The 22,502-nt window shown below is 63.2% G+C and carries 20 protein-coding genes; 2 read left to right on the forward strand and 18 right to left on the reverse strand.

The window, feature by feature from the left end:
* Positions 1 to 55: 55 nt before the first annotated feature.
* The 14 genes from V6765_RS18605 to V6765_RS18670 all read right to left on the reverse strand — a co-directional run bounded on the left by V6765_RS18605 (position 56) and on the right by V6765_RS18670 (position 15,669).
* Positions 56 to 3,163, reverse strand: coding sequence for a CheR family methyltransferase (locus V6765_RS18605; protein WP_448431535.1), 3,108 nt, complete (start codon positions 3,161 to 3,163; stop codon positions 56 to 58).
* 100 nt (positions 3,164 to 3,263) lie between these two features.
* Positions 3,264 to 3,995, reverse strand: a complete 732-nt coding sequence (locus V6765_RS18610) for a DUF4396 domain-containing protein (protein ID WP_448431537.1) — start codon at positions 3,993 to 3,995, stop codon at positions 3,264 to 3,266.
* A gap of 101 nt (positions 3,996 to 4,096) precedes the next feature.
* Complete coding sequence (locus V6765_RS18615; RefSeq protein WP_448431539.1) at positions 4,097 to 4,369, reverse strand: cytochrome C oxidase subunit IV family protein; 273 nt, start codon at positions 4,367 to 4,369, stop codon at positions 4,097 to 4,099.
* 5 nt (positions 4,370 to 4,374) lie between these two features.
* Positions 4,375 to 5,013 (reverse strand): cytochrome c oxidase subunit 3, encoded by a 639-nt coding sequence (locus V6765_RS18620; protein WP_448431541.1) that lies wholly within the window; start codon positions 5,011 to 5,013, stop codon positions 4,375 to 4,377.
* On the reverse strand, positions 5,010 to 6,614 hold the full coding sequence (locus V6765_RS18625) for a cytochrome c oxidase subunit I (protein ID WP_448431543.1): 1,605 nt from the start codon (positions 6,612 to 6,614) through the stop codon (positions 5,010 to 5,012). Before V6765_RS18625 ends, V6765_RS18620 begins: the two co-directional genes overlap by 4 nt.
* Positions 6,611 to 7,555 (reverse strand): cytochrome c oxidase subunit II, encoded by a 945-nt coding sequence (coxB, locus tag V6765_RS18630; protein WP_448431545.1) that lies wholly within the window; start codon positions 7,553 to 7,555, stop codon positions 6,611 to 6,613. Before coxB ends, V6765_RS18625 begins: the two co-directional genes overlap by 4 nt.
* The gene (locus V6765_RS18635) at positions 7,552 to 8,358 is read right to left on the reverse strand and encodes an SCO family protein (RefSeq protein ID WP_448431547.1); all 807 of its coding nucleotides are present in this window, start codon (positions 8,356 to 8,358) and stop codon (positions 7,552 to 7,554) included. Before V6765_RS18635 ends, coxB begins: the two co-directional genes overlap by 4 nt.
* Entirely contained in the window at positions 8,355 to 8,723 is a 369-nt protein-coding gene (locus V6765_RS18640) for a hypothetical protein (RefSeq protein ID WP_448431549.1), read from the reverse strand. Before V6765_RS18640 ends, V6765_RS18635 begins: the two co-directional genes overlap by 4 nt.
* Positions 8,720 to 9,700: a hypothetical protein gene (locus tag V6765_RS18645; protein ID WP_448431551.1), complete on the reverse strand. Its 981-nt coding sequence runs from the start codon at positions 9,698 to 9,700 to the stop codon at positions 8,720 to 8,722. Before V6765_RS18645 ends, V6765_RS18640 begins: the two co-directional genes overlap by 4 nt.
* The gene (locus V6765_RS18650; RefSeq protein WP_448432008.1) at positions 9,697 to 10,173 is read right to left on the reverse strand and encodes a c-type cytochrome; all 477 of its coding nucleotides are present in this window, start codon (positions 10,171 to 10,173) and stop codon (positions 9,697 to 9,699) included. The genes V6765_RS18645 and V6765_RS18650 overlap by 4 nt, the downstream gene beginning before the upstream one ends.
* Positions 10,174 to 10,229: 56 nt before the next feature.
* Complete coding sequence (locus tag V6765_RS18655; RefSeq protein WP_448431553.1) at positions 10,230 to 10,784, reverse strand: DUF3341 domain-containing protein; 555 nt, start codon at positions 10,782 to 10,784, stop codon at positions 10,230 to 10,232.
* Complete coding sequence (gene nrfD, locus V6765_RS18660) at positions 10,774 to 12,102, reverse strand: NrfD/PsrC family molybdoenzyme membrane anchor subunit (protein ID WP_448431555.1); 1,329 nt, start codon at positions 12,100 to 12,102, stop codon at positions 10,774 to 10,776. The genes V6765_RS18655 and nrfD overlap by 11 nt, the downstream gene beginning before the upstream one ends.
* Entirely contained in the window at positions 12,102 to 14,990 is a 2,889-nt protein-coding gene (locus tag V6765_RS18665) for a TAT-variant-translocated molybdopterin oxidoreductase (protein WP_448431557.1), read from the reverse strand. Before V6765_RS18665 ends, nrfD begins: the two co-directional genes overlap by 1 nt.
* A gap of 10 nt (positions 14,991 to 15,000) precedes the next feature.
* A complete protein-coding gene (locus tag V6765_RS18670; protein WP_448431559.1) occupies positions 15,001 to 15,669 on the reverse strand; it encodes a cytochrome c3 family protein in 669 nt (222 codons plus the stop codon).
* Positions 15,670 to 15,925: 256 nt separating this feature from the next.
* Between V6765_RS18670 and V6765_RS18675 the strand changes: the two genes are divergently transcribed.
* Positions 15,926 to 17,275, forward strand: coding sequence for an NAD(P)/FAD-dependent oxidoreductase (locus V6765_RS18675; protein WP_448431561.1), 1,350 nt, complete (start codon positions 15,926 to 15,928; stop codon positions 17,273 to 17,275).
* Between the two features lie 85 nt (positions 17,276 to 17,360).
* Positions 17,361 to 17,573 (forward strand): hypothetical protein, encoded by a 213-nt coding sequence (locus V6765_RS18680; RefSeq protein ID WP_448431563.1) that lies wholly within the window; start codon positions 17,361 to 17,363, stop codon positions 17,571 to 17,573.
* 60 nt (positions 17,574 to 17,633) lie between these two features.
* Here V6765_RS18680 and V6765_RS18685 read toward each other — a convergent pair whose 3' ends face one another.
* The 4 genes from V6765_RS18685 to V6765_RS18700 all read right to left on the reverse strand — a co-directional run bounded on the left by V6765_RS18685 (position 17,634) and on the right by V6765_RS18700 (position 22,399).
* Positions 17,634 to 17,771, reverse strand: a complete 138-nt coding sequence (locus V6765_RS18685; protein ID WP_448431565.1) for a hypothetical protein — start codon at positions 17,769 to 17,771, stop codon at positions 17,634 to 17,636.
* A 72-nt stretch (positions 17,772 to 17,843) separates the two neighbouring features.
* On the reverse strand, positions 17,844 to 19,472 hold the full coding sequence (locus V6765_RS18690; protein ID WP_448431567.1) for a PQQ-dependent sugar dehydrogenase: 1,629 nt from the start codon (positions 19,470 to 19,472) through the stop codon (positions 17,844 to 17,846).
* Positions 19,465 to 19,902, reverse strand: coding sequence for a DUF2231 domain-containing protein (locus V6765_RS18695; protein ID WP_448431569.1), 438 nt, complete (start codon positions 19,900 to 19,902; stop codon positions 19,465 to 19,467). The genes V6765_RS18690 and V6765_RS18695 overlap by 8 nt, the downstream gene beginning before the upstream one ends.
* Before the next feature lie 358 nt (positions 19,903 to 20,260).
* Positions 20,261 to 22,399, reverse strand: a complete 2,139-nt coding sequence (locus V6765_RS18700) for a hypothetical protein (RefSeq protein WP_448431571.1) — start codon at positions 22,397 to 22,399, stop codon at positions 20,261 to 20,263.
* Positions 22,400 to 22,502 lie beyond the last annotated feature (103 nt).

Here is a 22,502-nt window from a genome sequence, read left to right on the forward strand (position 1 = left end):
CATACGCCCATGATCCGCCGAAAGATACCCCAAAGGTAAAATCGGCCTGAAGGCGCTATTCCTCAAGGGCATGCAGCTTGTCGAAGGGGATGCTGATCGTCGCGATCAGCCCGGAAGCCGCGTACTCGGCTTCGAACGTGCCGTCGAGGCGATACGAGATCTCGCCCTTTATGAGACTGCTGCCGAAGCCATTGTGTTCGGGCGTCTCGATCGGCGTCTCGCATTTTTCCTGCCAGTTCATCTGGAAATGACCGTCGCTGACGAGCCAGGTGACCTCCACCTTGCCGCCGCTGGTGCTGAGCGCGCCATATTTGGCGGCATTGGTCGCCAGCTCATGGACCACCATGCCGAGCGCCAGGCTGCTTTCCGGCGCGACCTTCAGCTCCGGACCGTCAAGGGTGATCCGCGGGAGGCTAAAGGGTTCAAGACCGGCGGTCAGGATCTGACGGATCGAGGCCTGGCGCCACTGCTCGCGCGACAGCAGCACATAGGCGCGCGACATGGCGTTGAGCCGCCCGACCAGCGCGCAGTGGTACTGCTCCACGGATGAGGAGGAATCGAGCATCTGGTCGGCCACGGCCGAGACCACCGCCAGCATGTTCTTGACCCGGTGATTGAGCTCGGAGATCAGTACCTTCTGATGCGCTTCCGCTTCCTTGAGATTGGTGATGTCGGTGAGCGTGAACACCGCGCCGTCGGTTTTGCCGTCGGCGGTCCGGTAGGGCAGGATGCGCGCCAGATAGGTCCGCGAGCCGCCCTCCTGCCGGATGTGTTTTTCCAGTCCGGTGTCCGTGTTGAGAACCGTTGCGAGGTCATCTGCCAGGTCCGGATAGTCAAGCGTGTTTGAAAGTTCGGTGAGGGGCCGGCCGATGTCATGGCTTCTGAGGTTGAAGTGGGCGCTCGCCGCCGGGGTGAAATTGCGCACGACGAGACTTCGGTCGAGAAAGATCGTGGCGATTTCGGTGCTGGCGAATAGATGCTTCAGGTCGTTGTGGACCCGGCCGAGCTCCTCGATCTTGCTGTTGAGTTCCGCATTGATCGTGCCCAGTTCCTCGTTGAGCGACTGCATTTCCTCTTTGGAGGCTTCAAGCTCCTCGTTCGTCGACTGCGCTTCCTCGTTCACCGACATGAGTTCTTCGTAGGAGGATTTCAGCTCCTCAAGCGCGGTCTCGTATTCCTCGATGGTCGAGTGCATGCGCTCGCGCGTTTCCTGGAGTTCCCGCTCAAGGCCCGCAACCGCGTCCGCGCCGGGCGGCGGCGTTTGCCGGTCGGCGGGTTCGGGCTTCGCGCCGGTCTTCTCGAACAGTACGAGATAAAGCGGGTTGGCGTCGTCCTTTCCGTGCCGCAGCGGCTCGACGGTGATGCGCACCAGTTGCGCGCGCTCGCCGGCCTCATCGAATGCGATGTTGTCGTGAACCACTCTTTCGCCGCGCGCCACCGCCTCGGCAAATGCGGCTCTCAGTTCAAGCCGCAGACCATATTTCGCCATCGCCAGCAATTGCCGGTTGGGCAGCCCCTGTTGGGCTTCGAGAAATTGCCCGGTGCGGGCGGAGTAGTAGACGATATCGCCGTCTTTGTCGGTGACGACATGGGGCGGCGAGAAGTGCTCGAGCACCTGTTTTTCGACATTCGTGGTCAGTGCAAAGCCCGAAGAACCCTGACTTTCTCCGCGCCCGCCCGTATTGCGCGCAACGGACGGTCCTTCGCCGAAGAAGTGACGAAGGTGGCTGGTCGGGTTGGCGTAGGGGCTTGCCTGATAGATGCGGTTGCGCTTGTCCACCGGCGTGAACAGATCGCTGTGGCGGCCGATGCTTTCGGATGTACCGAGGAACAGATAGCCGGTAGGCTTGAGCGCATAATGGAAGGTCGGGATCACCCGGTTCTGCAACTCCGGGCCGAAATAGATCAGCAGGTTGCGGCAGGACACAAGCTCCATGCGGGAATAGGGCGGGTCCTGGATGACGCTGTGCGGCGAAAAGATACACAGTTCGCGGATGTCGTTCTTGACCACATAGGTGTTGCCGTCACGGTTGAAGAACCGGCGCCGGCGCTCCGCGGATACGCCCTCCAGCAGGATTTCCGGATAACGGCCGGCCCGCGCGATCGTCAGCGCATCCTCGTCGATATCGGTCGCGAAGATCTGAACGCGCGGCTTAGGTCCGTCATGCGCGTTCAGATATTCCCGCACCAGAATCGCGATCGAATAAACCTCCTCGCCGGTGGCACACCCGGGCACCCAGATGCGGACGCTGTCGGAAGCCCGCTTGTTCTTGAAGATGCGCGGTAGGATGTCGCTGGCGAGGATCTCAAACGCCCTGGCATCACGGAAGAAGCTCGTGACATTGATCAGCAGGTCGCGATAGAAGGCATCGACCTCTGCCTCGTCCTTCTCGAAAAGGTCGAGATAGTCCTCGATCTTCTCGATATTCTTCAACTGCATGCGGCGGCGGACGCGGCGCAGGAAGGTCTTGGTCTTGTAGCCGGAAAAGTCGTGTCCGGTATGCTGCTTCAGCACCGAACATATCGACAGGCGGGCGGCATCGAGGATGCGGTCGACGTGATCGTCATCGCGTTCCAGGTCGGCGAGCAGGACAAACCCACGGGCATAGTCGGCGAGCCGCTTTCCCATACGCCCGACGTCCTCCGTGATGTCGATCACGCTTTCACGCAGCGCATTGTGGAGCAGGCCGGCTTCTGCGGAGGGAGCGTCGGTCGCTGGCGCCAGCGTGAGACCGCCCTGTTCCTTGATGGCCTTGGCGCCGAGCATGCCGTCCGGCATCGAGAGGATCACCGCAGCGGCATGATCGCCCTGGTCCTTTGCGATGGAACTCAACAGCGTATCGCCAGGGCGCAGGTCGGAGGTCTCCGAGGTCGGCAGGCGGCGAAAGAGACCGTCGCGGATTGAAAGCGACGCGTTCTCCGTTACGAGATAGATGGTGCGCTTTTCCAGCCGCTGGTTTTCCGCAGCATTCATCACCTGCATCGCCGTCAGATCGTGCAGGGTCGCTACGAGATTTCCGGCTTCCCCATGGTCATCGATCATGAGCACAAATGTCATGTCGTGGTCGGACGGCAGTCCTCGGAAGAAGTCTTCCACCGTAGCTAGGGCCTGCGCCGAGGCGCTTACACCGACAGTCAGGAATGTTTTGGGAGCGAGCGTCATGCGGGTTCCTGTCGTGCTGGTCGGGCCAAGGATTCGTCAGGGCCATTGGCCGTTCATATCGCGCCAGCCCCGATCGTGCAAAAAGCTTCGGGCCTTGCGATCACATCTTCTCCTTGATGCCCCTCGAAAGCAGCCACCAGTTGACCGGATAGGCGGTGGCGAAGCCGGCCCACATGGCGATCTGCATCATGAACCAGAACTCGACGGTCGGGACCTCCAGCTTGATGCCGAGGAGGTGGCGGAAAAGGAAGAACTGGGCGAAGGCCATGAAGCCGTACATGCCGACCTGCCAGGCCGTCAACGACAGGAAGTCGGCCTTGATCGCCTGGATGATGCCTTGGCCCACAGACAGGCCGCGCATCGGCTTGATCGTGAAATACTGGAAGACGACGCCGAGCGAGAAGGCGAAGATATAGTCCAGCACCCAGACGGCGAACATCTTTTCCGGAAAGATCGACTTCCAGCCAAACCAGACGGCGATCGCCGGCACGAGGAAGGCGAGCCATTCGGCGATCAGGTCGCCGAGCGCGCAGCCGCTGCCGCAGTGGGCCGCTCCCTTGCCGACCATGACCGAAAACGGCGTCTCGGTCTGGCTCGGTGGCTTTCGGTCGTGCTCCATCGCCTCGTGGTGCGCGGCGGCTGTTGCGAGCCGGCCATAACGGAAATAGGCCCAAAGCGCGACCACGGAACCGAAAAGCGCCACCAGCGGCCAGACGAGGTTCATGATCCACATGTGTTGCGGATGACGGTTCAAGTCGAGCGCGATGATGAAGGCACAGGCGATCGCGACGATCAGGGAAAGAATGGAGAGAATATGGATCCAGACAGGCACGGGATCGTTCCTTTCTGTTTGCTGCGGGCGAGGTTCGATTGAACAAGCTGTTAGTGACCGAACACCTTTCGGCGTATTTTGTTTCACGCAGGCCCTTCCCGTCAGACCGCACCCCGGGACAGATAGTCGATGAAGGTGAGTAGAAGCAGCGCTGCAAGCCAGAACAGCGCTCCTGTGCCGAACAGGCGGATCATCGGCGTCTCGTGGCGCATGCCCATGAAGAACCAGAGGACCAGTCCCGCCTTCATCGCCGCGATGAACAGGCCCGTGAATAGGCTGACGGGGCCGGTGAGCACATGGCTTGCCAGCACCGTGAGGCCCAGCAGGAGGGCGAGGAGCAGCCAGATGACGGAGGTCTGCAGATATTGGCGCATAGCGATCACCGCGCGAGGTAGAGGACGGGAAACAGGAAGATCCAGATGATGTCGACCAGATGCCAGTAGGTCGCCGCCGTCTCGGTGGCCGTGGCGCCTGCCGGGAGCTTCACGCGTCGGGAACGGACGAGCCATGCGAACAGGCTCAGCACCACGATGCCGATCGTCAGATGCAGCGCATGGAGCGAGGTCGCGATCAGGTAGATGTTCATGAACAGATGCTCGCCGGGCGAGGTGAAATCGGTTCGGGCGCCCGGCAAAGGCAGCAGGCCATCTCGATATTCGCTCCAGTATTCATAGGCCTTGAGGCCAAGGAAGGCGACGCCGAGCAGTGCTGAAAGCGCGAAGCAGAGCGATACCGGCCGGGCATGGCCGGCGCGCGCCGCCTTCACCGCGATCGCCACCAGAGCGCTCGATGTCAGCAGGATCATCGTGTTGGCGGCGCCGATCGCCACATGCATCTTCTTCGATGCCGCGACGAATTCTTCCGGGTGCAGGTAGTGGGCGACGAAGATCACAGCGAACAGGCCGCCGAACAGCATGATCTCGCTTGCGAGAAACAGGTACACGCCGAGCATGTCGGCCTCGCGCTGCTGCCTGCGCGTGCTGTAGGGCTCCTTCAGGCGCGGCAGATCCTCGGTCATCGGCTGTCCTCCTTGTCGACCGGGTAATCGTAAGGTTTGCCGGTGACCGTCGGTATCTCGACGAAATTATGCTTCGGCGGCGGCGAGGGCACCGTCCATTCGAGCCCGGTCGCCCCCCACGGATTGGCGCTCGCGCGCTTGCCGGCGACGAGGGAATAGCCGAGATAGGCGAAGGGCAGCAGGTAGGCAAAGCCGAGCAGGGTGGAGCCTGCGGACGAGAGCACATGCAGCGTCTGGAACTCCGGCGCATAGACGTGGTAGCGCCGCGGCATGCCGAGAAAACCGAGGATGAACTGCGGAAAAAATGTCAGGTTGAAGCCGAAGAAGATCGTGGCCGCGGTGATCCGGCCCCAGGTGAGCGGATACATCCGCCCAAACATCTTCGGCCACCAGAAATGCAGCGCGCCGAAATAGGCCGAGATCGTGCCGCCGACCATGATGTAGTGGAAGTGGGCGACGACGAAATAGGTGTCGTGGACATGCACGTCGATGGAGAGCATCGCCAGCGCCAGCCCCGTCAGCCCGCCGACGACGAAGAGCCCGATGAAGGACATGGCGAACAGGAAGGGCGGATCGAGCAGGATATTGCCTTTGTAGAGCGTCGCCGTCCAGTTGTAGACCTTGATGCCGGAGGGAACAGCGACGGCGAGGCTCAGAAACGAGAACACCGCGCTTGCATACATCGACTGACCGGAGACGAACATGTGGTGGCCCCAGACGAAGAAGCCGATGATCGCGATCGCAATCGATGAGCCGGCGACGAAGCTGTAGCCGAAGACCGGCTTGCGGGCGGCGGCGGCCACAAGTTCGCTGATAACGCCGAGCGCCGGCAGCACCATGATGTAGACCGCCGGGTGGCTGTAGAACCAGAAGAGATGCTGGAACAGCAGCGGATCGCCGCCGAGTGACGGATCGAAGATGCCGAGGCCGAACAGCCGTTCGGCCGCAATCAGCACCAGCGTGATCGACAGCACCGGCGTTGCCAGCACCAGGATGATCGAGGTGGCGTAGTGTGACCAGACGAAGAGCGGCATGCGTCCCCAGCCCATGCCAGGCGCGCGCAGTTTGTGGATGGTGACGATGAAGTTGAGGCCGGTCAGGATCGACGAAAAGCCGACGATGAACACAGAGGCGGCAACCAGCACGACATGACCGTTCGAAAACATCGATGACAGCGGCGTATAAAACGTCCAGCCGGTATCGACGCCGCCGACAAGCAGCACGATCAGCGTGAACAGGCCGCCGAGGATATAGATATACCAGCTCAGAAGGTTCAGTCTCGGAAAGGCGAGATCGCGCGCGCCTATCATCAGCGGGATCAGGAAATTGCCGAAGACATTGGGGATTGACGGGATCAGGAAGAACCAGACCATGATGACGCCGTGCAGCGTGAAGGCGCGGTTATAGCCCTCATTGGTCAGCAGATCGCCTTCCGGCGTCAAAAGATCGGCCCGCACCAGCCCGGCGGCGGCCCCGCCGACCAGGAAGAAGAAGGTCACCGAAACCAGATAGAGGACGGCGATACGCTTGTGATCGGTGGTCAGCAGCCAGGAGCGGATGGTATGGCCGGCATCGAGATAGCTTGGCGGGTTGGCGGTCACGGCGTGTCCTCCGTCGTGGCGAGCGACTTGATATAGGCGACGAGCTTCATCACCTCGTCCTCGCTGAGCACATTCTTGAATGTCGGCATGATCGGCGGATAGCCGGCGGCGATCTCAGATTGCGGCAGCAGGATGCTGTCGCGGATATACTGGTCATCGGCCGTCACCATGCTGCCGTCGGCAAGCGGAACCGGGCTGCCGTAAAGCCCTTCGAGATCGGGCGCTTTCACGGTGGCGGTGGGGCCATGGCAACCGCTGCAGCCATTGCTGCGGAACAGCTTTTCGCCCTCCGCCGTCAGCGACGCATCGGTGCCGGACTGCTCCAGCCAGGCGGCGAAGGCGGGTTTTTCCATGACGATGAAGCGGCCGGTCATCTCCGAATGGTCGGCCCCGCAGAATTCCGCGCAGGCGAGTGCATAGGTGCCGGGCTTGTCGGCCTCGAACCAGAGCGAGGTATAGCGGCCGGGGACAACGTCCTGCTTCAGCCTGAGCGCCGGAATGTAGAGGCTGTGGATCACATCCTGCGAGGCCATCGACAGCCTGACGGGCTCGCCGACCGGCACATGCAACTCATTGATCTCGCGCTGGCCGCCGGCATGCTCGAATTTCCACATCCACTGTTTGGCGACGACGTTGATCTCCATCGCATCCGGCGGCGGCTGATGGACGGTGAAGAACATCCGCGTCGACCAGACGAACAGTGCGACGATCAGGATGAAGGGGACCAGCGCCCAGGAGATTTCCAGCAAAGTGTTGCGGTTGATCCGGTCGCTGCGGTCCGCCTTGCGGCCGGCGCGGTATTTCCAGGCATAATAGGCGATCAGGATGAAGACCGGCGCCGAAAGCGCCACGACCAGTGCGGTGAACACCCACATCAACAGGTCAATCCGGCCGCTATAGGCGGAGGCGGATTCTGGCCAGAACGCGATGAAGTCGCTCATTCCGCCGCCTCCTTTCGCTTCCGGCGCTCGCGCATAAGCGCCATCGCGATCAGCCCGCCGCCGGCAAGCGCCGTCAGTCCGCCGCCGATCCTCAGCATGGATTGCACCAGCGAGCCATAGCGGCCGGTGACCTGGTCATAGTGGTAGCAGAGCAGCAGGATCTGGTCGCCCCAGTCGCCAATCCGGCCTTCGCCGGCCTCCGTCAGCGCCAGCTTCACGTCGGTAGGCTGCGGCGTCAGGCCATAGATCCAGCGGCTCAGATGGCCGTCGCGGGTCAGGAAGGCGGTGGCGGCGACATGGGCGTACTGGCTGATGCGTTCGTCATAGGCATAGCGATAGCCGAGTGCATCGGTGACCGCGCGGATGTTCTCCTTTGTGCCGGTCGTCGCGTAGATGCCGGTCATATCGATGTCCGGGAAGGACTTTCGCAGCACCGCGAGATCGGCGCGGGCATCCTCGGGCCCTTCGGCCGGATCGATGCCGAAGGCGAGCATGGCGAAATCCTCGCCGGGTCTGAATTCCTGCGCCCGGATCGCCTGCATGACGCCCGAAAGCGTCACCCCGCAGATGTTCGGGCAGTCATGCAGCACCGGGACCAGCACGATCGGCTTTCCGTCGGCAAGTTCGGCGAGCGTCACGGTCTCGTCATCGGCGTTCCGGAAAGGCAGATCGAGGGGGATCTCGGCGTCAGGCCGCTCGTCAATGCCCGCAAGCCCGAACGGGTCGAAATTGGCGTCGCGCGCGGCGAGTGCCGGAACGGCGAGAAGCGCGAGGAGCAACGCCAGGACGGGGAGCTTGATCATCGGTCATCTCCATTGGTCTCGTTCGGCCAGCCACGGTCGGCGAGGATGTCGATGGCGCGAGCGGCGGGAATGCGGATTCGGCCGTCCTCGCTCCGGCCGTAGGTTTCGACAAGGCGTCGGTTGCTTGCGTTCAGCGCGTCCAGATCGGCCTTCGGATAGACTTCCAGCCGTGGGCCGGCGATGGGCCTTTCGGCGGTCTGGACGGGCGTCGGTTCACGGTCCGGCACGCTGAAAAGGCCGGTGAGGAAAGCGACAAAGGCCAGCGATACGGCCACGAAAACCACGAGAATGGCGCCGGCATAAAGGACCATGCGGACGGAGACATCGCGCTGTTCATACTCTGCGCTGTTATTGTTCTCGCTCATGGCCGGACCTCCCGTGGCGGGCGAAACCCGGCGCTTGCGGCGAGCATCAGGCCCGCGCCGGAAAGGAGTGCTACGGCAAGGCCGCCGCGGCCGGGAAGCGCAAGCCAGAGGCATTCGATCGCCTTGCCGCCGAGGATGATGGCGGCGAGCGCCACGACCCAGTGTCGCGACTGCCGGATCGGGGGGAAGAGCAGGAGCACTGCAGGCAACGCGCCGCTTGCCGCCAGCAGGTATTCGACATAGCGCCAGAGCCCCGCGCTGCGCGGCGCGAACCATTCGAGCCCCGCGGCGGAATTGACGTTCCAGGACACGAAATACTGGATGTAGGCGAAATAGAGCCAGAACAGCACGGCGACCAGCAGCAGCGTGCCGGAGAGCGGCGGGCGTGATGCAGGGGCTGAAAGCACCAGCAGGCAAAGCGCGATACCGACCTGGAGCGACAGCACATAGAGCGCGAAGCCGGAGGAAAAATAATCCGGCGCAAGCGGCATCAGCCACAGACTTGTCGCCAGCCCCTGCAGGATGACGAACAGGATGAGGGCTACGGCCGCTATGGCGCGGGAACGCGCCGCGCACCAGGGCGCGATCAGCAGTGCCAGCAGGAAGCCAATCGTAACAAGCGCGTAGGACCATTCGTTGAGAAACAGAGCGCGGAACGTGGTGTCGCGCTCCATCCCCTGCCAGCCATAGAGCATTGGCGAGAACAGAAGCAGCGGCAGAAAGGCCACGAAGATCGGCACAAGCCGGACGAGACCCGCCGTCGCCCCGGCGAGTTCACGCTGCCAGCGCCCGCCGGTGAGCGCCATGACGAGCAGCAGGAAGGCAGCGCCGGTCGGGATGGCGCTCGTGAAAACGCTGGCCGCGAGCAGGCCGGCGAGGCCCGGTTCCGGCCGGTCGGCGATCAGCAATCCGGCGACCGCCAACAGCAGCAGGCCGGCAATCAGGCGGATCAACGGGACGGTCGGTCGAAGGGTCATGGCCGCGCCTCCGCAAGCTTTTGCCGGTCTTGCGCCGATAGCAGCGGCTCCGGCGCATCCTGGCTGAGCTGCAGCGCCTTGACATAGGCCGCGATCGCCCAGCGGTCGCGCGGCGGCACGCGGCCGGCATAGGGATACATCACGCCATAGCCTTCGGTGATGACGTTCACAATGTAGCGCGGATCGACGTTGCGCAGACGCTCGGAATGGAAGCTCGGCGGGGCGGGAAAGCCGCGCGAGGGGATGCGGCCATCGCCGTAGCCGGCGGGATCATGACACGGCACGCAGAAGATCGCGTAGCGCTCCTGCCCCCGCTCCAGCAGCGCGCGGTCCATCGGCGGGCGGGTCTGAAGTGCGGCGGTTTGGGCCGGGGCGCTGCGCGAGACGGTGCCCTCCGGCGGATGCTGGAGCGCCTTGCCATCGGAGAAGAGCGAGCTTTCCTCATAGTCGTCATAGCGCGGTTGATCATTCATGCCGTCACAGGCGGCAAGGATGAGAAGGCAGGCGAGAAGGGGCAAGGGCTGCAGGGTCACGACGGCGCCTCCGGCAGCGGCACCAGGACGACGGTATCGGCGCCGAGGTTCTTCAGGTCATCCGGGGTTCGCACGGTGTCGAATTGCTCGTCCGTTGCGTGGACGAGGATGTAGAAGCGAACGCTCGCGGAAAAATCCGGGATTTCGAAATCGGGGTGGTGCAGCTTCGGCAGCCGGCAGGACAGAAGTGTGCCGATCACAGCGAAGACGATGGCCGACATCACCGCGACTTCCAGCGTGATGATCGGCAGCGGCTGCCAGGCGAACACGGGCCGCCCGCCAATATTCAGCGGGTAGGCATAATTTGCATAAAGCTGCACGCCGAGCCCGGCAAGCGCGCCGAAAAGCCCGCCGGCAAGCGTGATCCAGGAAACGCGGTTGTCGCCGGCGTCGAGCGCGTCGGCGATCTCCTCGGAGAAATAGGGGCCGAGAACGTCCAGCTTGCGGTAGCCGCGCTGCCGCAATGTTGCGAGATGGGAAGCAAGCTCCTCTGGTCCGGCAAAGCCGGCGGCTGCGGCGTGATAATGCGTGTCGGGACGGTCAGCGAGCATGGCGGGCCTCCTCTGACGCCTTTTTCAACTCGAAGCCGGAGACGATCGGCAGCAGGCGGACGAAAAGCAGGAACGGCGCCAGGAAGACGCCGATCATGCCGGCAAACAGCGCCCAGTCCCAGAGGCTGGCCTGAAACGTGCCCCAGGAGGAGACAAGATGGTCGCGGTAAAGTCCGGTGACGATCAGCATGTAGCGCTCCATCCACATGCCGGCGGCGACCGAAACGCCGATGGCGGCAAGCAGCAGGCTGTTTCGCCGCACGCGCCGCAGCCAGAGCAGCTGCAACGGCACGAAATTGCAGATCACCGCGCCCCAGAAGCTCCAGGCATAGGCGCCGGAAAGCCGGTCATGCAGCGTTTCGAGCTCCGATTGTTCGCCGGAATAGAGCGCGTTGAAGATATCGGCGAGGTAGCCGTAGGCCGTCATAAGACCGACTGCGAGCAGGAGCTTGCCGATCAGGTCGCTGTGGGCATCAGTCAGAATGTCATCGAGCCGGAAGGCGCGGCGCAGCACCGCCATGATCACCGCCACCACCGCAAAGCCGGAGAACACTGCGCCGCAGAGGAAATAAGGCGGAAAGATCGACGAGTTCCAGCCGGGGATGGGGCCGCCGCCGAGCAGCAGCGAATAGGCGGCGGTGATGATGAAAACCATCGTGACGGCAAGCCCGGCGCAGAGCCGGTAGGCCTGTTCCCAGCGCCGCCAGTGCCGCATGGAGCCGCGCCAGCCAAGGGCGGCGAGCCCGTAGCAGACCTGCCCGAGGCGGCCCTTTGCCCTGTCGCGCAAACGGGCGAAATCCGGGATCGCGCCGACATACCAGAAGGCGGCGGAGGCCACGAGATAGGTCAGCACGGCGAAGAAATCCCAGGAGAGCGGGCTCTTGAATTGCGGCCAGATGCCCATCGTGTTCGGATAGGGCGCCGTCCAGTAGAACAGCCACGGCCGACCGAGATGGAGGATCGGATAGAGCCCGGCGCAGACGACTGCAAAGAGCGTCATCGTCTCGGCAAAGCGGTTGAGCGCATTGCGCTTTCCGACGCCGGTCAGGAGCAGCAGCGCGGAAATCAGCGTTCCGGCATGGCCGATGCCGAGGAACCAGATGTAGTTGACGATCGGAAAGCCCCAGGCGACCGGGATATTGTTGCCGAACACGCCGACGCCGCGCCAGAACAGCACCGTGACGGCGACGGCGAAGCAGAGAAGCAGCAGCAGGGCGAAGGCGAACGAGAGCGCCCACGCCCGTGGTGCCGGAAAACCGAGCGGCAGGTCGGTGACGGCGTCGATCCGTTCGGCAGAAAGTGGTCTTGCCTCCGCCATCACCCCTCCACCCGTGCGAGATAGGATGTGCGCGGCTTGGTGTTGACCTCTTCCAGCAGCAGGTAGTCGCGCGGCTCCGCCTTCCGCCGGCTGACCTCGGTGTCAGGATCGGCGACATCGCCGAAGCTGATCGCCTGTGTCGGGCAGGCCTGCTGGCAGGCCGTCACCACCTCGCCATCGCGGAGAGGCCGGTTCTCGCGGTCGGCGTCGATGCGCGCGGTCTCGATCCGCTGGACGCAGTAGGTGCACTTCTCCATGACGCCGCGCGAGCGGACGGTGACCTCCGGATTGCGCATGGCGCGCAGCTGCTCGGGATCGTCGCCGGTATAGTCGAACCAGTTGAAGCGGCGCACCTTGTAGGGGCAGTAGGAGGCGCAGGTGCGTGTGCCGATGCAGCGGTTATAGACCTGCACGTTGAGCCCGTCGGAACTGTGGACGGTAGCGTTCACCGGACAGCCCATCTCGCAGGGCGCATCCTCGCAATGCATGCAGGGCACGGGCTGGAAATAGGAAAGCGGCGCCTCCGGCGGGCCTTCGTAATAGCGGTCGATGCGCAGCCAGTGCATCTCACGCCCCTCGGCCACAAGGTCCTTACCGACCACCGGGATATTGTTCTCCGCATTGCAGCCCACCACGCAGGCATTGCAGCCGATGCAGGCGTCGAGATCGATCGACATGCCCCAGGCCGGGCTGGTCTTTGGCTTTTCCGGATAGAAGCTTCCCGGCTTTTCGTCGTGCGTTGCGGCCGCCTGGCGCGATGCCTCTGCGCTGACGGTCCTGACGAAATCATGCCCCTCCATCGCCTGGTGAAGCTGGGTCGAGGCGAGCTTTTCGCGCGTGCCCGTCTTCTCTAGCGTGACCCCGTTCAACATGGTGCCGTGCGCCGCCAGCGGATAGGCATCAGTGCCGAGACCATCGGCGAGCGTGCCGAAGCTGCGGTGGCCATAGCCGAGATTGAGCGTGAGCGTTTCGGCCTGCTGGCCGGGCAGGATCCAGACCGGGCCTTCCGCCGTTCTCTCGCCATGGCGGAGCCGGATGACGTCGCCGGCGGCGAGGCCTTCGCGCTCGGCAAGCGCCGGGCTGATGAGGATCGGATTGCCCCATGTCAGCTTGGTCATCGGCTTCGGCGTTTCCTGAAGCCAGCCATTATTGCCGAAACGGCCATCCCAGATCGACGGGTCCGGCTGGATGAGCAGGGTGAGCGCGGCGTCTTCCGGGGTCGGCATCGCCCATGGCCCGCCTGCGGCTTCAGGTGGTGCAACCGTCGGGGCCGCCGTACCCTCAACGAAACCGGCGAACAGGGCTTCATTCCATTGCGCATCGAAGTCGCCCGTAAGCCGTTCCCGCCAGGTCGTCCTCACGATCGCGCGGGCATCCGTCTCGGCTTCGCCCGTCAGGTTGGCAAGGAGCGTGTGCGGCGAGCGGACCGCATAGAAGGGCCGCACCAGCGGCTGCAGGACGCTCGCCGTGCCGTCGACCGCACGCGCATCGCTCCAGCTTTCGAGATCGTGGGGGATCGGCAGGTGCCAGCGACAGAGCGCGGCCGTCTCGTCGTTATAAAGCCCGGCATGCAGAGTCGTCTCGACCTTGGCCATCGCCTTCGCGAAAGCGGGCGGTCCGGCATAGGCGGGGTTGCAGTCGAGGACGAACAGCGTCGAAACCGCGCCCGCATCCATGTCATCGATCAGGCTGTCGAGATCGCGCTGGCCAGCCGGCGTTGCGGCGACGGGTTCGGTGAAGGCGAGCGTCTCGCCGATCGCGCCGAGATGCTGGTTGATCCGGTAGGCAAGCTCATGCAGCGCCGGCGCGTGATGCGCCCCGACCGTCACCAGCGCGCGTTCCGGCCGGGCTTCCACCTTCAACACGACGTCGTCGATCCAGCGGCTTTCGTTTTCGCTCAGTTCCGGCGCCTCATCGACGACGCCAAGCCGCGCCGCAAGTGCCGACAGCAGCGTGGGCATTCGCTGTTCGGCGGCGATCAGCCGCTCGTCGGCGCGGGCTCCGGTGAGGCTCGGGCTGGCCTCGGCCACAAGGATGCGGCTCTCGCCGTCGCCATCGCGAAAAGCCTTGCGTCTTTTGCTCCATTGCCGGGCGTTGACCGACTGGCGTGGGCCGGGGCCCAGAAAATCATCGGAGAACGAGACGATGGTTTCTGCGCGGCTGAAATCCGGCTGCGGCATCAGTGTCCGGCCGAAGGCCGCCTCGGCACCGAGAATGCGATTGTCCTCGTTGACCGGTTCGGTGACGTGCCAGCGCGCCAGCGGCCAGCGGGCAAGCAGCGTCTCGAGCTGGCGTATCATTGTGGGGGAGGTGATCTGGCCGGTAAGAATGCTGAGCCCCGCGCCGGCGGTCGCGTCCAGGGTCGCGCTTTTTTCCGCCAGAAAGGCGTCGAAGGCTGCCCAGCTTGCCGGATCGCCGAATTCCCTGGGCGCCTGCGACCGGTCGGGATCGTAAAGGCCCAGGAGGGCTGCCTGCAGAAAGACATCGGTGGCGCCGCCGGTGGCCGGATGATCGGGATTACCCTCGAGCTTCACCGGCCGTCCCGCGACCGTCCGGCCGAGAACAGGAAGCGCATAGCCCGAAAGACGCGTGGCGGTCGCATAGAGCACCGGCTCTTCGCGGTTTGCGGCGGCGTGCACATAGGGCAGCGCGTTCTCATCGGCGCGCGCCTCGCGGCCCGTGAGCCCGGCAAGGGCGAAGGAAGCGGCCATGGTCTTCAACAGCCCGCGGCGGGTGATGCCGTCGCCGATGGCCTGAAGCGCCGGGAATTCCGACGTCAGGAAAGCGTTGAATTCGTCTGTCGCGGAAAGCTGCTCCAGTCCGCGCCAGAGCGCCTTGCCCGAGCGGCCGTCGAGATGCTTGCGGAAGATGTCGGATTCTTGCGTCACGAGCCCTCCTTCATCGGTGACAGACATTGCAGTCGTCGAGACGGTCCGGCTCGATCCCGCGCGCCTCGACGACGAGCGCGCCGTAATCGCGATGCGCCGCGAGATCGTCATCAAAGCCCGACCAGTCCATGCGGGTGACTTCGCTCGGCGGGCGCAGTTCGGGGGCGGGATCGCGATGACAATCGAGGCACCAGCCCATCTCGAACGGCTTTGCCTGTTTCATCAGCGGCATCAGGTCCACCCGTCCGTGGCAGGTCTTGCAAGGCACGCCGGTGGCCACATGGATCGAGTGATCGAAATAGACATAGTCGGGAACCCGCGCGACGCGGTTCCACTCAAGCGGTTCTCCCGTGGCGAGGCTCTTGCGCACCGGCGCCAGCATCGGCGCATCGGTCCAGATCTGCGAATGGCAGGTCATGCAGGTCTCGGTCGGCGGCAGGCCGGCTTTCGCGCTTGTCTCGACCGTGTCGTGGCAATAGCGACAGTCGATGCCGAGTTCGCCGGCATGGTGTTGATGGCTGAAGGGGACGGGCTGTTCGCTGACCCAGTCGACGCCGGTGCGATAGCTGGAACTCGCCGCCGACCACCACAGCGCCCCCGCCATCAGGATGACGAGCGCGACCGCTCCGGCGAAAAGCCGAAGCTTCGCATCCGCTGAGGCGGTGAAAATCTGTGTCACGCCGGCCCCCTTGATCGGCGTCGCCCGGGCAGGGCAACTCTATTGGTTAACACCGGCATGTCCGATTGGTTCCGGCTTTCGAGCGCGCCATGGCGCTCTCGCCATGGATACTCGCCATGAATTCGCTGTCGCCGAACATCCGACTTTGAGATTTGTTCCGGAGCTTTTTGTCCGGTGCGGAACATTTCTTCCGTGTTGAGGTTCGATGCGGAGCGGAGATCGCTTGCTACCCGATTTCACCCAAGGAGCATTGCCAATGATCGCATCCAGCGAAGACACCCGCTCGGCCGGGGCAGCCAATGGCGTCGAGAGACTTTCGGCGACCGGCCGCGCAACGAAGTCGGAACCTGACGCAGCGGCCCGACGGCCGAACCGCATCGTCATTGTCGGCGGCGGATTTGGCGGTCTGGCCTGCGCATCGAAGCTTGGCGGCGCGCCGGTGGATGTGACGTTGATCGACAAGCGCAACCACAATCTGTTTCAGCCTCTGCTCTACCAGATCGCGACCGCCATCCTGTCGCCCGCCGATATTTCCGAGCCGCTGCGGCGAACGCTCGGAAAGGAGCGCAATGTCGATGTGGTGATGGCCGAAGTTGTCGGCATCGATGCGCAGCGCAAGGCCGTGCTGACGCGGGATGGCGCGCCGGTGGAATATGATACGCTGGTGATCGCGACCGGCTCCGTCGACAACTATCTCGGCCATGACGAATGGAAGCAACATGCCCCCGGCCTCAAGACCAACCGCGATGCCCGGAAGGTGCGCGAGACGCTGCTTCTCGCCTTTGAGCGGGCCGAACTGACGCTTGAACCGGAAGAGCGCCAAAAGCTTTTGACCTTCGTGATCGTCGGCGGCGGCCCGACCGGGGTCGAACTTGCCGGAGCCATCGCCGAACTGGGCGTTTTTCTGCTGCGGCGCGATTTCAGGAACATCGCGCCCGAAGAACTGAACATCATTCTGCTGGAGGCCGGGCCGGGCATTCTCTCGGGCTTTGACGAGAAGCTCTCCCGCTACGCGCTGAGGCGACTTGAGGCGAGGGGCGTGGATGTCCGCGTCAACACACCGGTCGAGGCGATCGCTGCTGAAGAGGTCACCGCGGGCGGTGAAACAATCCCGACCGGCTGCGTCATCTGGGGCGCGGGCGTCAGGGCAACGCCGGTGGCGGAATGGCTTGGCGTCGAGCCGCAGCGCGGTGGCCGGGTTGCGGTCGCGCCCGACCTTAGCGCCATCGGCTTGGAGGATATCTATATTCTCGGCGATGCGGCCTCGGTTAAGAGCGAAGACGGACCGTTTCCAGCGCTGGCGCAGGTCGCCAAGCAGCAGGGCAAATATCTCGGCAGAAAGCTGCGACGAAAAGCCGAAGGCCGTGATGATGATACACCGTTCCGCTTCCGCAATCGCGGCATCACCGCGGTCATCGGCCGCAATGCGGCGGTGTTCCAGTCCGGCCGGTTCAAGCTGAGTGGTCGCCTTGCCTGGTGGCTCTGGGCGATCATCCACGTCTACCTGCTGGTGAACTTCGAAAAACGGCTGCTCGTCAGCGTCCAGTGGATCTGGACCTTCCTCACGGGCCAGCGCAATGCCCGCCTGATCGACGACAGGACATGATTCCGCTCTTCCCGGAACATCGCGACCTCTCTCCGGTTAGGCGCAAAGGCCGGTCTTTGACGGACCGAAACGATAGGAGAAACCGATGGCAAATGCCGACAAGAAACATTTCGGACCGGGTTCCAAGGGCAAGAGCAGCGGCGAAGGCGCCATGACGGACCTTGAGGACGAAATCCTGCCGAAGAACGAGGTTCTGTCCAACCGCGACAAGGCCCGCCACTCCGAGGAGCGCGGGCTTGATGGCAAGAATGTGCAGAACGAGGAATACAAGGACCACAACGCCAACCGCCGCAAGTAGCGTGAAGTTCGATTCCAAATAGCAGCGCCGGGCTTGCGTCCGGCGCTTTTCTTTCGCCGATCAGTTGCTCGGATTCATCGCGTGAGGGGGCGCCTTATCCGCCTGATCTTCATTGTCGGCGCTGCTCCTGCCGATGGCGAAGGCAGCGATGATCACCACGATGATGATGGCTGCGCCCGCAATGCTCCAACCTCTCATGCTTATCTCCTTTCAGGGTAACCGGCGACCGTTCAAAAACGGCGGACGCCCTGCGCCCGCCGCGTCTATCGGTTATTGCGTGTCCTCGATGCTGCCGGGCGGCTCCGTGGCCGGAACGATATCGGTCTGCGGGGGCGTGTCCGCCTGCCCGCCTTCCACCGGCTCCTGGCCGGTGAGCTGTTCGTCGGTGGAGGGCGGCGGGGCTTCCCCGTCGCCAGACGCATTGCCGTCGTCGCCGGCCGCCGCGGCAGGTATCTCCGAGGGCTGTGAACCGGTGTTGCCTTCGCCGCCTGCCGCCGCCATGCCAGCGGCCATGGAGCCTGCCGGCATTTCGTCGGTTCCGAGCGGCTCCGGCGTGATCGCGCCATCGGCGGCGGCGACCCGCCAGACCGTGTTGCCGGCATCGTCGGCAATGAGCAATGCGCCGGTTCCGTCGATGCCGACATCGACCGGCCGGCCGCGCGCCTCATCCCCGTCCAGAAACCCGGTGACGACGTCGACCGCAGCGGCAGCCGGCTCGCCGTTCACGAACGGCACGAACACGACCTTGTAGCCGTTGAACACGGTCCGGTTCCAGCTCCCGTGCTCGCCGACGAATGCGCCGGCGGCATAGTCCTCGGGCAGTGCCGAACCTTGCGAAAAGGCCATGCCGAGCGGGGCCACGTGACTGGAGAGCGCATAGTCTGGGGCGATCGCCTGATCCACCATGTCCGGGCGCCGCGGGTGAACCCGCGCGTCCACATGATCGCCGTAATAGCTCCATGGCCATCCGTAAAACGCGCCGTCTTCAACCGAGGTCATGTAATCCGGCACGAGATTGGGGCCGAGTTCGTCGCGTTCGTTGACGACGGTCCAGAGCGCGCCGGTATCCGGATTGATCGAAAGGCCATTGGGATTGCGCAGGCCGGAGGCGTAGATACGCGCGGCGCCGGTCTCGCGGTCGACCTGCCAGATCGCCGCGCGGCCCTTTTCGGCTTCGATGCCGTTTTCGGCAATGTTGGAGTTGGACCCTACGGAGGCATAAAGCGTTTCGCCATCCGGGCTCAGCGCCAGATCCTTCGTCCAGTGGTGGTTGATCGGTCCGCCCGGAAGCGGCGTCAGCACCTCTGGCGCTGCCGTGATCTCGGTCTGGCCGAGTTCGTAGGGATAGGTCAGGATGGCGTCGGTCGCGGCGACATAGAGCGTGTCGTCGGCCCAGGCGACGCCGAAGGGCGAGTTCAGGTCGGTCAGAAGGTCGTGCCGTTCATCGACCGCGCCGTCACGATCGGTGTCTCTGAGCAGCGTGATCAGGTTGCTTTCCTTCGGCTGCCCGCCGCCGCCATGGGCCATCGACATGATCCAGCCGCGGATCAGGTCTTTCGGCCGGTCCGGCGGCTGGCCGGCCGGTCCGCGCGCCTGGACAACCAGCACATCGCCATTGGGAAGCGTGTGCACCGTGCGCGGATTGGCGAGATCCCCGGCATAGGCCGAGACAGTCAGGTTATCGGGCACATCGGGCGTCTCGCCCTCGTCCCAGCCGACGACTTCGGCGACCTTCATGCTCGGCAGCAGGGAATGCTCCGGCTCGGGCAGCACCGGATCGGCGCCGATCTGCTCCGACGGATCGACCTGGCCGCCGTCGCCGCAGGCGGACAGCGTGATGAGCGCCGAACCCGCCGCAAGGGCGAGGACGCGTTTTCGTGTAAGGCTGAACTTAATCATGGAGGATCCTCCATTCATAGGAAAACGGGCGGACGGCGGAAAGCCAGAGCGTGGCGAGGATCGCGATGAAGGTGATCGCGGAGAGGATCAGGCCGCCCGGGACCACCGCTCTCCAACCGTCGCCAGCGTGGACGAAGCTGTTCAGGATCGCGAGTGCGAGAACGACGATGTAGCCGACCGTTTCGCCCCAGCCGGGCCGGTAATGGCGGGCGTTGGGGCGCAACGCATCGCCGATGCCGGCAAGCACCGCAAGCGCGCCGAAAACGAGCCCGCCCAGCAACAGCCATTCGGAGAAGTGCTGCCACATCAAAACGGACGTCCGCCAATAGAGGATATCCGTGATCAGCGCGAAGCTGAATGCCACCAGCGGAAACGGGACGAATACGGAGCGGTAGGGATACCTGCCCACCGCGTTCTGTCGTGTATGCATGAGCGTAACCTCCTTGCGTTCGAACGCGGCCACAACAGGCGGAAGGCGGTTTTGTTCCTGGCGGGGGTGGAGGGAGGCGTTCAGCGGGCGCCGCAGAGCCACCGGCGACACACACGGCGGGCCTGAGCCCGTCAAACCGAAAACCGAAGGCTTCAACAGCAGATCCCGCGCGGAATTTTGATCGTGAATCAGATCATGACCCTTGCGGATACGCGCGAAAGAGATGGCGTATTGCCGTGAGAACGACAATGGAGGTCGTCCTCATTCGGCGGTCGGGTGCAACCTCCCCGACCGCACTTCATAGTCTCCCGGGTGGCGCTACTGGCCTTTCATAGTGAGCACAGCCGGCAAATGCGTGCTACTGGTTCGGATACCCCTCGGGCTTGGAATTGTAAGGCGTCATCGTTCCGTTGTTGGGAAAGGCGGATACGAGGTTCAGCTGATCGTGTTGAGCCAGTTTATGGCTGTCGAGATAGGAAATATCGAACGCTGTTTCCATGCCCTTCAGCGTCTGCTCGACGATCTTTTTTCCGTCGCTCGATCGCCAGCCTATGATCACTTGCCCGGGTTGAGGTGCGGTTCCTGTGACGTTGGTCTCGCTGACGCTGTCGACGTCCAGAGGCCCCAGCTGGTTTTGCCCCACAACCTTGAAATACGGGTCTGACGGATCGCCGGTCTGTCCGAAGGTTGCCGTTGCGGAGAACACCGCGTCCGGCGGTGCGACGGTGCCAGTCTGAACCTGCCAATTTCCGTCGTTCGCGGGGACTGCGGGGAATGTCTGCGGGCTTGAGCCTTTTACGGAGAGCGTCAGCGTTATATAGGTTCCCGGCTGGGCTGTTCCGCTGATTGGATCGCCCAAAACATAGTCGATCTCGGGCGGGAAGGGGACTTTCGCCGCAGGCGTTCCGCCGACGGTAAAGAATTTCGAGGGTTCCGATGTCACGCCGTAGTTGTTGTCGGTCTTGGTGCTGGCAGTCGCGTAGACTTGATCGCCCTGGTTGGGGAGATACTGCGGTTTATACGTCCATTCTCCAAGCAAGACTGGCGAGTCGCCCCGCTTCATTTCGTTATCGTCTTGGGTGTGGTTGAACATGCGAATGAAGACGTCGGCTGTCGCTTCCGTTCCGTAAAAGATCTGTTCATTGCGATAGCCGGATATTACCGGCGGTTCGATGATCTCGGCGTCCGCATCCGCATACCGCGCGGCGTATTGCGAGGTGGGTTGATGAAAGTTGTGAAGAAACTCTTCTATTTGAATGAAGTAGACGATGGTCGATTTCGGAAGAGAGCCGACGCTTCCGGTCCAGTCGATACTCCATGTGTTTTGGCTGCTGACGAGCACCATATCGATGAGGCCGTATTCGGCGGTCGAGATCACGATAAACTGGCCATCCTGGCCGGTCCCGCTGGCGCCGTTCTGGTCAATTGACGTTATCCCCGGCATGCCAGGCCTTTGCATGCCGATGGTTATAGCTGAATGGATCAGCGAGACTTGCCCGTTGTCCTTGCTTTTGGTCGTGGCGACGATGGTGTCGTATTCCTGGTAAGAGCCGAAAACTGCTTCGGTCTGCCAGCGATTATTTTCGTCGGCGGTCACCTCACGTGACTTGATCAGGATTCCGTCTCGATAGTGCTTGCAATCCACAATCAGACCTGCAAGCGCCAGGCCGCTGACTGTCGAGCCCGTCAAAGTATCAATAACAGGGGGCAGGCATTGCTTGGTATTGGCCGTGAAGAACGGGCCTTCGGACGTTGAACCGTTGAGGTGGACGCGGCGAATGCTGATGCGCGTGCCGGCCGCAAGTGCCTTGCAGAATGAAACCGACCATGTGCCCGACGGTGCTGCATCGGTTTCTGCGAGCAGATTTGCGTCTGCGGAGAAGAGCTGGATTCTGTCGCCCGGCTGAGCTCCGGAGCCTGCGATATGGTCGACACTGCGGTCATCGACCGAAAAGGCGTTGGCGGATGTGAACAGAGGGAAGGACGTGTCGCCGCCGGGGATTTTCGCGACGATACAGATCCTGTCATCGGCCTTGAGCGGTTTGCGGAAGGTGACAGCCCATGTACCTTCCTTGCCAAGGACGGATGTACGTCCGAGCAGGTTGCCGTCAGGCCCATAGACTTTGATTTCGTTGCCGTTCCTGATGCGGCCGAACGCAACGGTGCTACTCGCATAGACATCTTCGAATGTCGGACGCCTGCCGCCAAAGGTGTATTTTATCTCTTCCGATCCAGCGCCCGTCGCTCGGTCACAGGTCCAGAGGCTGAAGATCGTATACCAGCGCGGGGCCCCGCCGAGGTCAATCACCCATTTGCCGTCGCTGTCCGCGGTTGCGGATTGCAGGCGCGGATTGGTGCTGCTCGTCAGCCGGACGGATACGCCTGGTCGGGCAGTGCCAGAGAAAATGCCGGATGCCGCATTGAAATTGATTTCGGGCGGCAGCGGCCGCGGAAGTCTCGTGGGGAGGGGCATGAAGCTCCCTGTCTCCATAACCATATCTGTTCTCCGTAAAAATGTTTGAGCCGGATCTGTCACACCGGCGGCATCGCGCGATGATCGCGAGCAGATGAAATGCTGTCTCAGGTTGTATTGCGCAGGG

It is taken from the genome of Martelella sp. FOR1707, assembly GCF_053484265.1.